Here is a 12,876-nt window from a genome sequence, read left to right as displayed (position 1 = left end):
TTCGTAGCCTGGAGGATGCCCACATGATCAGAAGGCCCGGACGTACTGCCGCCGCAATCCTGGTTGCCATCAGTCTGTTTCTGTCCGGGTGCACGGCTTCGGGTTCGCGGTTGGAGCCTGCGGGTGGGGTGGATGCGGGGGCGGTGTTGGCGGCGTTTCGGGGCCGGGATATGGGGGTGCATCTGGAGGCGTTGCAGCGCATTGCCGATGATAATGGCGGGAACCGGGCGTCGGGGACGTCGGGGTATGAGGCGTCGGGCCGGTATGTGGAGGAGCAGTTGCGTGCTGCCGGGTTCACCCCGGTGCGGCAGACGTTCTCGTTCCGGGGTGAGGGGAGGAACCGGAAGCAGGTGGAGAGTTTCAACATTATTGCCGATACCGGTGGGAGCGCGGAGCACACGGTGGTGGTGGGCGGTCACCTGGATTCGGTGCGGGAGGGGCCGGGCATTAACGATAACGGCTCCGGGGTCGCGGCGATCCTGGAGATTGCCCGGTGGATGAAGGAGACCGGGTTTACCCCGGCGAACCGGATCCGGTTCGCGTTCTGGGGCGGTGAGGAGGATGGCCTGTACGGGTCCGAGCACTACGTTGATGAGTTGAGTTCAGCGGAAAAGGGCCAGACCATGGCGAACCTGAACGTGGACATGATGGCGTCCCCGAACGGGGTGCGGTCGGTGCATGATGGTGACGGGTCGGAGTTTGGTGACGCGGGCCCGGCCGGGTCGAAGCAGATCGAGGAGGTGTTCCTCGGGTTCTTCCAGGCGAATTCGCTGCCGGCGGAGAGCACGGTCTTTGATGGCGGGTCCGATTACGATCCGTTCCTGCAGGCCGGTATTCCCGCCGGCGGGTTGTTCAGCGGCGATGTGGAGGAGAAGACCCGCGCCCAGGTGCAGTCCTTTGGCGGGGTTGCGGGCAAGGTCCTGGATTCCTGCTACCACGAGGCCTGCGACACGACCGGCAATATCGACGCGGACCTGCTCAAGGACATGGCCGCCGCCCTGGCCTACGCCACCGCAACCTACGCCCTGGCATCCCGGCGCTGACACCCCCGCCTAATACGACCCCCCACCCCGGCCCCGGGTTCCTAGCGGGGGAAGCGGCGTGCCGCGGGCGCCCGCCCGGTCGCCAGGAGCGCGACGGCGGGCAGGACGACCTTCCCGCCGCGGATCATTGGGGCTACGAGCCGTTCGTACTCCCGGCGCATGCGGGCCTGGGTCTCGGGCGTTTGGCTGGTTACGATCCTGCCGATTCCGGCTACCCCGCCTGCCGGACCGGACCACAGGTCAGCGGCGTCGATGCGGAAGTTCCACGAGATCGTCGACGATTCAACACCGGTCAAGCCCGCCTCCAGCAGCAATTCCGCAAGCCCGAGCTGAGTGCGGCTGAAGTCTTTATCCACCGCCAGACGGGCAGGGGGTTGGGCTGCGGCGCGGCTTGCCTTGACGACCTCTGCCCACAGGGCGTTTATGGCCGACGGAACCGTCGGCCAGACCGTCACCCCAACGCCAACGCCACCGCCGGGCGCACAAACGCGCCTGAGATCAGCCACTGCCGCGCGGGGATCGGCCACATGGTTGATGACGAAATTGGCGACGACGGCGTCGAACGTCCCGGGCTCGAACGGAAGGCCGGGCGCGGCGCCCACCCGCAGCGCTGCCTCCGGTGCCACCCCACGGGCCAGGGAAATCATTGCAGCGTCCGGGTCTACGGCGGTGACCCTGGCACCACGACCGGTGGCTTGGGCGGCGAGGGTCCCGGTGCCGCAGCCCACGTCAGCCAGCTGTTTGCCAGCGAGCGCGCCCACGATGTCCTCGACCGCAGCCAGCAACGGTGTGATGGCGCCGGCGCACAAATGCGCAAAGCTGCGCGCATACGGCGTGGGCGCGCCCACCCAGTTGCTCTGGGTCCGGACATTCTGAGGCTGGTCGGCGCAGTTCGCGTGACGGGACGTGTGCATGCCGGTCAGCCTACGTGCAAGAGTGCGCGTCCCCGGCACGCCGGACGCGAAGGGTGGACGCCGGTCGAATCCGTGAGTAGGAGGACGGGCCAGCTACGCGTGATGCGGCGCTGGACACTTGAATAGAGGCTTTCGGACTACTTGATTCCGGCGTCCGGCCACCTGAGTACTGCTAAGTAGATGCGCGCCGGATATCCCCAAAGTATTCGAGTACGGGTTACGGGTCCCTCAGCCCCCTGCGTTCCATAGCTTGGAAGCATCACCGGTCACACTTCCTGACGTCTCCTTTCTGCCGCCAGGCTTTGTTCCGTGGCCGTTTTTCCGGACGTCTTAGCCGTATGTGGGCCGGGGATTGAACGAAGGAAAGCTACTGATGGATATATTCGACGTCCTTGAGTCAGAAGTCCGCACGTACTGCCGCAGCTGGGATACGGTCTTCGACCGTGCGTCCGGCAGCACGCTTTACAGTGAGGATGGCCGGGACTATCTCGATTTTTTCGCTGGCGCCGGAGCCCTGAATTACGGGCACAACAACCCTGAACTGCTGCGCCCCCTGGTGGAGTACCTGCTCTCCGGAGCGATTGTGCATTCCCTTGACATGAAAACCGTTGCTAAGCGGCGTTTTCTGGAGACCTTCCACGAGCTCATCCTGAAGCCCAGGAAATACGACTACAAGGTCATGTTTCCCGGCCCCACCGGTACCAACGCGGTGGAGGCGGCTTTGAAGCTGGCCCGCAAAGTCACCGGCCGGACCCAAATTCTCAGTTTCACCAATGCCTTTCACGGGATGACTCTGGGTTCCCTTGCCGTCACGGGCAATTCGATGAAACGGCAGGGGGCCGGCGTTCCACTGCTGAACACCACGAGCATGCCTTACGACGGATTCCTTGCCGACCAGACGGCGGAGTCCTCGTGGCTTCGCCAGGCGCTTGAGGATAGCGGCTCCGGCGTCGATAAACCCGCCGCGGTCATCGTGGAAACCGTCCAGGGCGAGGGCGGACTCCGTGCCGCACGCGCGTCCTGGCTCCGCGAGTTGGCCGAACTGTGCAGGCAGCACGGCATGCTGCTCATTGTTGACGACGTCCAGGCCGGATGCGGACGCACCGGCACCTTCTTCAGCTTTGAAGACTCCGGCATCACCCCTGACATCGTCTGCCTGTCCAAGTCGATTTCCGGGTTCGGGCTGCCCCTGTCCCTCACGTTGTTCAAACCCGAACACGACATCTGGAAGCCTGGCGAGCACAACGGAACCTTCCGCGGGCATAACCCGGCCTTCGTCACGGGGACTGCCGCCCTCGAGCGTTACTGGGCCGGAAGGAGCTTCGAGTCCAAGATTGCCGGGCTCACCTCGCAGCTGCACGAAGGGCTCAGCCAGATTGCAGCTGGCACGGAAGGTGCACGGGTTCGGGGACGGGGGCTGCTGGCCGGCATCTACTACCCCGACCATGAGGTGGCGGGAAAGATCGCTGCCGCGTCCTTTGCCCGCGGCCTGCTGGTGGAAACGTCCGGTCCGGAGAGCGAAGTCATCAAGACCATGCCTGCCCTGACCATTGGTGCTGACGAGCTCATGAGAGGACTCGACATTCTTGCCGACGCCGCCGAGTTTGTGACCGGCGGAAAGGTCGCGGTGAAGTCCATTGCCTAGGAATTGGTGCAGAAGGAATTGACCTTTACAGCAGACCGATCAGATTTTAGGGACGGCAATGAGCACCCAACAGGCAACAACTGCTGAGCAGGATGGTTTCCGCGGAGCCCGCGCCGCGAAGCAGCGGCCGGCCGGACTGACAGGGTCCGGCGCATGCTAGACGAGACAGACCAGTCGATCCCGCGGGGAAGCGTGATCGTGCAGAAGTTTGGCGGCTCATCCCTGGCGGACCCGGGAGGCATCCTCCGCGCCGCCCAGCGAATCGCGAAAACGCGGGAAAACGGATACCAGGTAGTGGCGGTGGTATCAGCCATGGGCGATACCACCGATGAACTGTGCGATCTCGCCGCCGGTGTTTCGTCCCGGCCGCGGCCCAGCGACCTCGATGCCCTCCTGAGCACCGGGGAACTCATATCGTCCGCGCTGCTGGCAATCGCACTGGCAGATCTCGGTCAGGCCCCCGTGACATTTACGGGCAGCATGGCCGGGCTGATCACCGATGACGTGCACGGGAAAGCGCAGATCACCGACGTGCGGCCTGACCGCATCCGCACCTGCCTGGCCCGTGGCGAAATCCCGATTGTCGCGGGATTCCAGGGCAGGACAAAGAAGGGCAAGAAGGTGACCACCCTCGGCCGCGGCGGTTCCGACCTCACGGCCGTCGCCCTCGCCGCGGCGTTGGGCGCCGGTATCTGCGAGATCTACACCGATGTGGACGGTGTTTACACCGCGGACCCGCGAGTCGTTCCGAAGGCCCGCAAAATCGGCGTACTTTCAAGCCAGATGATGCTTGAGTTCGCGGCCTCCGGTTGCAAGGTATTGCACCTGAGATGCGTCGAATACGCCCGACGGTTCGGGATTCCCATCCACGTCCGGTCCTCGTTCGTGCCGGACCTTGGAACGTTGATCCTGCCCGAACCTGACCGCCACCCCTTCCAGAAGCCTGTTCGGGAGCAGGCCGTGGTCACCGGCGTGACCGGGGTGAACTCCGCCGCAAAAGTCGTTGTTATCGGAGTACCCGACGGGCAAGGCAGCATGGCCCGTCTGTTCCAGGTGTTGGCCCAGTCGGGCGTGAACGTGCAGACCATTGTCCAGAACGCTGCCGGCGCACGGCGGTCCGACGTCGCCCTTATTGTTCCCGCGACGCAAGCGGCCCCCGCCCTCGCTGTCCTGGGTGCCGCCCAACGGAGCATCGGGTTCCAGGGCCTGCTGCACGACGGCGAGGTCGGCAGGGTGTCGATCACGGGCGTCGGAATGCGGTCCTCGCCCGAGGTTTTCTGCACATTTCTGTGGACGCTGTCTGAAGCGGGCATCGATCTCGACCTCGTCGAAATATCGGAGACCTACGTCGCTGCCATCACCCGGGCGGAGCGGCTCGAGGAGGCCGAACGCGCCGTCCGGTCCGCCTTTGGCGTGGCCCTTGCCCCCGGCGATGCGAACCCGTCTCGTAGGCCCACCTCCCACGCTGAGGAGGCGGACAGCGATTTCCGCTGGGGCCACGTCCTTCGGGGGATGGCGGCCAGCCCTGCATCCCGGGGCCGGTAACAGGCATGGGATGCCGCCGGGAGAGTGCCACGGGCCGGACGGCGGTTAAGGAAGCCGCGATCCGCCCGGCACGCACCAAGGTTTTGCGAGGAGACAGAGTATGAGCAAGAAGGTCAGGTCCCGGTCACATGCCACCGCCCCCGCTGAGTTGCGCGGCAAAATGATGCCCGACGCCGGTCCGGGGGAGGGGGCCGTCCTGACCTCCGCCGCCGCGGACCACTCGGCCCGCTGGCGCCAGGGCGAGCGGTTGGACCAGCTGTTTGAAGACAGTTGCGACCGGTTGCAGGAACAGGGGAGAGGGACACAAATCGCGGTGGACGCCGGCGACGTCGTCCTGAGCTATCAGGAACTGGACGCCCGGGCCAATCAGTTGGCCCGCCACCTTCTGGAATGCGGTGCGCGGCCCGGAGACCGTATTGCCTTGCTCTTTGACCAGCCGTGGCGCGCGTACGTGGCAATGCTTGCGGTGCTCAAGATCCACGCAGCCTATGTGCCCCTGGACCCGGGATTCCCGCCGGACCGGCTTAAGTTCATCGTCGAGGACGCCGATGTCGTGATGGTTCTGTCCCTGACCCACCTGAAGGATCTGCTCCCGGAAGTGGCCGCACAGACCGTGTGCCTGGACCACGTCCAGGGGCACGTGGACGCAGCGGATCCGTCCCGCCTTCAGGACGCGGACCTGGGTGAGCCAGACGACGAGCTGGCCTACATTATCTACACTTCGGGGTCCACCGGCCGTCCGAAGGGCGTCGCCGTGGACCAGGCCAGCATCTGCAACTTTGTCCGGGTGGCATCCGCCATCTACGGCATTGAGTCGACGGACCGTGTGTACCAGGGCATGACCATCGCCTTCGACTTCTCAGTGGAGGAGATCTGGGTGGCCTGGATGGTCGGAGCCACGCTGGTGCCCAAACCGGGCCGCTCCAGCCTGCTGGGTGCCGAGCTCGCGGAGTACCTGGTGGAGAAACGGATCACGGCGCTGTGCTGCGTTCCCACGCTGCTGGCCACCCTCGACGACGACCTGCCCGGGTTGAGGTTCCTGCTGGTGTCGGGCGAGGCATGCCCCCGGGACCTCGTTCTGCGCTGGCACCGGCCGGGCCTTCGCTTCCTGAACGTCTACGGCCCGACCGAGGCGACCGTGACGGCCACCTGGTCGCTCCTCGATCCGGACACGCCCGTGTCCCTGGGCGTGCCACTGCCCACCTACACCGCCATCATCGTCGACGCCGACGGGCTCCGGGCATTGCCGCCCGGTGAAATGGGCGAAATCGGTCTTGCCGGGGTGGGGCTGGCGCGGGGGTATGTGAACCGGCCCGACCTCACCGAACGGGCGTTCATCCCGGATTTCCTGGGCATCGAGAACAACCCCTCCGGCCGGATCTACCGGACCGGGGACCTCGGCAGGATCAACGACGCCGGTGAACTTGAGTACTTTGGCCGGATCGACACGCAGGTCAAAATCCGGGGCTACCGCATCGAGCTGAGCGAAATAGAGTCCGTTCTCGTGCAGCTGCCGGGCATCGCACAGGCCGTGGTCCAAACGTTTGAACCCGAGCAAGGATCCGTAGAACTCGCCGCCTATTTCACCCTCCGCCCGGACGTCATGGACGTCGATGTCCATGAGCTCCACCGGATGCTGCGCACCAGGCTCCCCGGGTACATGGTCCCCGCCTACTTTGAGGAACTCCGGACCATTCCCATGATGGCCAGCGACAAGGTGGACCGGAAGAGCCTGCCACGTCCGGAAAACCGGATCAGCCGAACGGTTTCCGGAGCGTTCACCGCACCGGTGACCGCGGCTGAAGAAGCCCTGGCCGAGCAGCTTCAGGCCGTGCTGGGGCTGGAGAAGGTGTCCACCGATGCCCATTTCTTCAACGACCTCGGTGCCGATTCCCTGCTGATGGCGCACTATTGCGCCCGCATCCGGAAAGAGACCGCCCTGCCGCCGGCAGCCATGCAGGACATCTACGAGTGCCCCACCGTGCGGCAACTTGCGGCGTGCCTGGAAGCCCGGCACCTCGAAGCCGCCCTGGGCACCACCGGGCCCGAGGCAGACGTGGTGCTGCCGGTACCGCCGCCGCCGGTCAGTTCGTTCCAGTACGCCTTCTGCGGGGCTGTCCAGTTCCTGTGCTTTCTGGGCTTCATGATGTACGCCGCCTGGATCCTGATTATCGGATACGAGTGGACTTCGGGAGGCAACGGACTCCTGGAGATGTGGCTGCGATCCATCGGGTTCGGTGTAGCCATGTTCGTGGTGCTGTCCGTGACCCCGATCATCGCCAAATGGCTGCTCGTTGGCCGGTGGAAGCCGGGCACCATCCGGATCTGGAGTCCGGATTACCTGCGGTTCTGGGCGGTCAAGACCCTCACCCGGGCCAATCCGCTCGTCCTGTTTGCCGGCTCGCCGTTGTATGTCCTGTACCTGCGGCTCATGGGGGCCAAGATCGGCAAAGGCGTGGTGATCCTTTCCCGGATGGTCCCGGCGTGCCCTGACCTGCTCACCATTGGCGATAACACCGTCATCAATAAGAACGCCTCGTTCCTGTGCTACCGGGCGCGTTCGGGAATGATTGAGAAGGGCACCGTGACGCTGGGAAGCAACGTCTACGTGTCGGAGCGGACCACGCTGGACATCGGTACGACCATGGGCGACGACAGCCAGCTCGGGCATGCCTCCTCACTGCAGGCCGCGCAGGCGGTCCCAGCCGGCCAGGTCTGGCACGGCTCGCCGGCTGTGCGCACCAGCACCAATTACCGGCGCGTTCCCGCAGCGGACTGCAGCACCCGCAGGCGGGTGATCTACAGCCTGCTGCAACTGACAAACCGCCTGGTGCTGGTGGTACCGGCCGCCGTGCTGGGGCTGGCAGTACTGCTGCAGCCATACCTGGCCACCGGGCACCTGCAGCTGGGTGCGATGTCGTTCTTCGCCGATGCGCTGGCCGTGTCGCTGGTGCTGTTCATCGTCGGGCTGTTCACTGGCCTGGTGGCCGTGGTCTGCATTCCGCGGATCCTGCGCCGCTTCCTCACGCCGGATGTCGTGTATCCGCTCTACGGCTGGCACTTTTCGGTCCATCGGCTCATTGCCCGGCTTTCCAACGTCCGGTTCTACAAGGATCTCTTCGGCGACAGCTCCTACATCGTGCCTTACCTGTTGGCCCTCGGCTGGAACCTGAACAAGGTGGAACAGACCGGATCAAACTTCGGACCCACCCTGGGGCACGAGTCACCGTTCCTGTGCGACGTCGGAACGGGAACCATGGTCGCGGACGGGCTCAATATGATGAACGCCGATTACACGAGCTCATCGTTCCGCCTGTCCACGGTCCACATCGCCGGCCGGAACTTCCTCGGAAACCACATCACCTTTCCCATCGGTGCGCATGTGGGGCAGAACGTCCTGCTCGCGACGAAAGTCATGGTGCCGATCGACGGACCATCGCGGCGGGACGTGGGTCTGCTCGGTTCGCCCCCGTTTGAAATTCCCCGGTCCGTGCAGCGGGACGCCCAATTCGATGACAAGGCCATGGAGGAGGCAAAAAACCGGGAGCTTCCGGCCAAGAACCGGCACAACATTATGAGCATGGTGTATTTCCTGGCCGTTCGCTGGGTCCTGCTGTTTACGGCCACGATAGCCTCCGCCGTCGCGGTGACGGCCTACAGCTTCCTTGGCGTCCTGGCGGTTGCCCTGGCCATGCTGGCGCTGCTGGTGTTCCGGATCCTGGTCACCGCCCTGGTGGAGCGGTCAGTGATGGGCTTCCGCGGACTCAGGCCCCAATTCTGCTCCATCTACGACGGTTACTTCTGGCGGCACGAACGGCTCTGGAAACTGCTCGTCGTGCCCCGGTTCAACGGGACACCGTTCAAACCCCTGATGTGGAGACTCCTGGGCGTCAAGGTCGGTAAGCGGCTGTACGACGCCGGGGCGACCATCCCGGAAAAAACCCTCGTGACGATCGGCGATGACTGTACGTTCAACGAAGGAGCAACGATCCAGGGCCATTCCATGGAAGACGGCACGTTCAAGTCCGACTATGTGATGATCGGCGACCGCTGCAGCCTGGGGGTGGATGTCTGGATCAACTACGGGGCGACCATGCACGACGGATCCACACTGCGGGCCGACGCTCTCCTGATGAAGGGCGAGGACGTTCCGGAAGGCACCTCCTACGTCGGCAACCCGGCCCGCGAGGTCCTGTCCCCGGGCGGCAAGCGTCCCACGCGGGCCAACCGGGGGCCCAAGCACCGGGCCTTGACCGATGCCTCGGGCCGGCCCCTGAAGTCCTCGAGGCCCCGCCACGGCGCCCATACGCAACGGCGCCACAGCAGCAACGGCGCCACAGCACGGTCAGGGTCTGAAATCCGGGTCTGACACTCCGGAGCTGACCGGCGGCCTGCGCCGGTCCCCGCAGGCTCAGTGCGAGCCGGTGGGGACCCGGGCGCCGTCGGGGACGTCATCCGGGAAGTCGTCCGGGACGGCACCCGGCGCGGCCCGGCGGCCGCGGGACGGGGCGGAACCTGTCCGTGCACCGTCCTGCGCATCCGATCCGGCCCCCGCTGCCGCCCTGGCCAGCGTCTTGCGTTCCCGCCGCCCCTCCACGAGGCGGTAGAGCACCGGCACCAGCACCAGTGTGAGGGCCGTGGAGGAAATCAGGCCGCCGATCACCACAATGGCGAGCGGCTGGGAGATGAAGCCGCCGCCGCCGGTGAGCCCCAGTGCCATCGGCGTCAAGGCGAACACGGTGGCCAGGGCCGTCATCAAAATCGGCCGGAGGCGCTGGCGGGCGCCGTGGGTGATCGCGTCCGCCACCGACATTCCCGGGGAGCCGTTCCGCGGCTGGCGGTACTGGTTGATGAGGTCAATCAGCACAATCGCGTTCGTCACCACAATGCCCACCAGCATCAGCATGCCGATCAGGGAGGGCAGGCCCAGCGGCACCTTCGTGATCAGCAGCAGCCCGATGGCGCCGGTGGCCGCGAAGGGGACAGAGACCAGCAGGATCAGCGGCTGGATGAGCGATTTGAACGCCGCCACCATGATCACGTAGACGATTGCGATGGCAGCGAGCAAGGCCAGGCCCAGCTGGCTGAAGGATTCGGCCTGCTGCGTGGTGGCACCGCCAATCTCTGCGGTGACGCCCGGGGGCAGCTGGACGGTCTTGAGCCGGGCCTGGACCTCGGTGCTGACCGCGCCGAGATTGGCGCCCGACGGCGTGATGGACACCCGGGCGGTCCGCTGTCCGTTGCTGGCGGTGATCGAGACGGGGACGTCCACCTGCTCCACGGTCGCGATGCTGGACAACGGCACGGGACCGGCCGCCGTCGGCAGCGGGGTCTGCCGGACGGCATCGATGCTGGCGAAGCGGGTACCCTCGCCGATACGGACCGGGAAGTCGTTGGTATCGATGCGGACCGTTCCGGCGGGGACGGGACTGATGGTGGAGGCGAGTACGCCGGCCACCTGCTGCTCGGACAGCCCGGCAGCAACGGTCTTGGCGCGGTCCACTTTGACCTGCACCACCGGCTGGCTGGCGGCGAGGTTGGTCGCCACTTCAGAAGAGCCGGGGACGCCGTCCATGGCCTTAACCATGGCGTCGCTGGCGGTGCGGAGGTCCGCCGTGGTGGCCGCCTTGAGTGTGATGTCGACCGTGGAGGACGTACCAAAACCGCCCTGCTGCGAACCCACGGTGATTTTGCCGGAATCCGGAATCGCGGCGAGTTCGCTGCGGACGGCTTCCTTGAGTTTGCCCTGATTGGCTTTTGACTCGGTGACCACGGTGAAGCTGGAGCTTGAGGCTCCGGCGGAGAGCAGCGCGGAGAAGCCGGACTGGGCGTTGCCGGTGGTGACCTGGACGTCCTTGACGCCGTCGATCCCGCGCAGCACTTCCTCGACCTTGATGGCTGAGGCGCCGGCCTCGGCCAGGCTGGTGCCGGCCGGGAGTGCCTGCCGCACGGTCATACTGTTTTCGCCGGAGTTGCCCAGCAGGTCGGTGGCCAGCAGCGGCGTCATGGCCGCAGTGCCGCCGAGGACCAGAAGGGCCGCGATCAGGGTCACCACCGGGTGCTTCTGGGTTTTGGTCAGGACGGGCAGGTAGCCGCGCTGCAGGACCGTGCGCTGCTCCGCTTCCTCGGCAGCCTCGGCAACCTCCCGGGCTGACCTCCCCTGCACCGCGGATCCCTGCGAAACCGCTACCCCGGCTATGCCCGCCTTGTCGGCGGGGTTCCGCAGGAACCAATAGGCCAGCACCGGGACAATGGTCAGGGACACCAGGAGCGAGGACAGCAGGGCGATGGTGACGGTCAGCGCGAACGGCCGGAACAGCTCACCGGCGAGCCCGGCCACAAACGCGATCGGCAGGAAGACCGCCACCGTGGTGAGCGTCGATGCGGTGATGGCCCCGGCAACTTCGCGGATGGAGGTCTGGATCGCGGTGATCTTAGCTTCGCCGTAGCTTAGGTGGCGCTTGATGTTTTCGATCACCACGATCGAGTCATCCACCACCCGGCCAATCGCGATGGTGAGCGCGCCCAGCGTCAGGATATTCAGCGAGTACCCCGTGGCCGAGAGGCCGATGAAGGTGATCAGCAGGGACAGCGGGATGGAGATGGCGGTGACGAGGGTGGCGCGGACGGACATCAGGAACAGCAGGATCACGGCGACGGCGAAGCCCAGTCCGAGCAGGCCCTCGGTGGTCAGGTCCTTGATGGATTTCTCGATGAACGGGGCCTGGTCGAAAATCGGTGTGAACCGGGCGTTGGAGCCGAGCTCGGCTTCCAGTTGGGGGATGGAGTCTTTCACCGCATGCGAAATCCCGACCGTGTCGCCCTCGGGCTTCTTGGTGACGGACAGGGCCAGGGTTTCCTTGCCGTTGGTCCGGGTGATCGAGGTGCGGGCGTCCTCGGCGATGCTGACGTCCGCGACGCTGCCAATGGTGGCGGCGTTCTTGGCGCCGCCCAGCGGCAGAGCCTTGATGGCGTCAAGTGAGTCCACGGGGCTGCCGATTTGCAGCGAAAGCGTCTTGCCCTGCTCCTCGATGGTGCCGGCCGGAACCAGGGCGCCGTTGTTTTTCAGCGCGTCGCTGATGGACTGGATGCTGGCACCGGAGGCGGTCATGGCGTCGGGGCGGGGCAGGATGCTGATGTGCTGGGTGGCGCCGCCGGTCACCTCGGCACCGCGGACGCCGTCGAGCTTTTGCAGCCGCGGAACGGTGAGCCGGGCCAGGTCGGCGTTGAGCTCGCTGAGGGGCTTGTCCGAGGAAACCGCGAGGAAAACGATCGGGAAATCGCTGATGCTGCCTGCGATTGCCTGCGGCTGGACGTCGTCGGGCAGCGTCCGCTTGGCATTGGAGATGGCCCGGTCGATCTGGTTCCGGGCGCGGTCCAGGTTCGATCCGTAGGTGAAGGCCATGCTGATCTGGGATACGCCGTTGCGGGAGGTCGACGACGTCGACTCCAGGCCCTCGACGCCGTTGAGCGCCGTTTCCAGCGGGCCGCTGACCTGCTTGTCCACCACTTCGGGGGAGGCCCCTGGCATGGACGTGATCACCGTGATCTGCGGGAACTCAATGGACGGAATGAGTTCCTGCTTCAGCGAGGACATGGTGATCACTCCGAAGACCGACGCAAAGACGGTGATCAGCGCGATCAGGGCCCGGTTGGCCAGCGACAACTTTGCAAGCCGAAACATCTGATGCTCTCCTGGTGGGTCGACGGACGTTCTTCTAAGCGATCA

At 65.5% G+C, this 12,876-nt stretch carries 6 protein-coding genes; 4 read left to right on the top strand and 2 right to left on the bottom strand.

Annotation, left to right across the window (positions count from 1 at the left end; genetic code table 11):
• Positions 1 to 23 precede the first annotated feature (23 nt).
• Positions 24 to 1,043, top strand: coding sequence for a M20/M25/M40 family metallo-hydrolase (locus VUN84_11685; protein XAS62974.1), 1,020 nt, complete (start codon positions 24 to 26; stop codon positions 1,041 to 1,043).
• Positions 1,044 to 1,084: 41 nt separating this feature from the next.
• Here the strand turns inward: VUN84_11685 and VUN84_11680 are convergent, their stop codons facing one another.
• Positions 1,085 to 1,957 (bottom strand): methyltransferase domain-containing protein, encoded by an 873-nt coding sequence (locus VUN84_11680; protein ID XAS62973.1) that lies wholly within the window; start codon positions 1,955 to 1,957, stop codon positions 1,085 to 1,087.
• A gap of 373 nt (positions 1,958 to 2,330) precedes the next feature.
• Here VUN84_11680 and ectB point away from each other — a divergent pair, with 373 nt between their 5' ends.
• The 3 genes from ectB to VUN84_11665 all read left to right on the top strand — a co-directional run bounded on the left by ectB (position 2,331) and on the right by VUN84_11665 (position 9,516).
• Complete coding sequence (gene ectB, locus VUN84_11675; protein XAS62972.1) at positions 2,331 to 3,602, top strand: diaminobutyrate--2-oxoglutarate transaminase; 1,272 nt, start codon at positions 2,331 to 2,333, stop codon at positions 3,600 to 3,602.
• 153 nt (positions 3,603 to 3,755) lie between these two features.
• A complete protein-coding gene (locus tag VUN84_11670) occupies positions 3,756 to 5,147 on the top strand; it encodes an aspartate kinase (protein XAS62971.1) in 1,392 nt (463 codons plus the stop codon).
• Between the two features lie 100 nt (positions 5,148 to 5,247).
• Complete coding sequence (locus tag VUN84_11665) at positions 5,248 to 9,516, top strand: Pls/PosA family non-ribosomal peptide synthetase (protein XAS62970.1); 4,269 nt, start codon at positions 5,248 to 5,250, stop codon at positions 9,514 to 9,516.
• Positions 9,517 to 9,558: 42 nt separating this feature from the next.
• Here the strand turns inward: VUN84_11665 and VUN84_11660 are convergent, their stop codons facing one another.
• Positions 9,559 to 12,831, bottom strand: a complete 3,273-nt coding sequence (locus VUN84_11660; GenBank protein XAS62969.1) for an efflux RND transporter permease subunit — start codon at positions 12,829 to 12,831, stop codon at positions 9,559 to 9,561.
• Positions 12,832 to 12,876: the final 45 nt, after the last annotated feature.

It is taken from the genome of Micrococcaceae bacterium Sec5.8 (genome assembly GCA_039636775.1).
Lineage (GTDB): Bacteria > Actinomycetota > Actinomycetes > Actinomycetales > Micrococcaceae > Arthrobacter.
The sequence above is the reverse complement of the archived record's forward strand: the minus strand, read 5'-3'. Positions and strand labels throughout refer to the sequence as shown.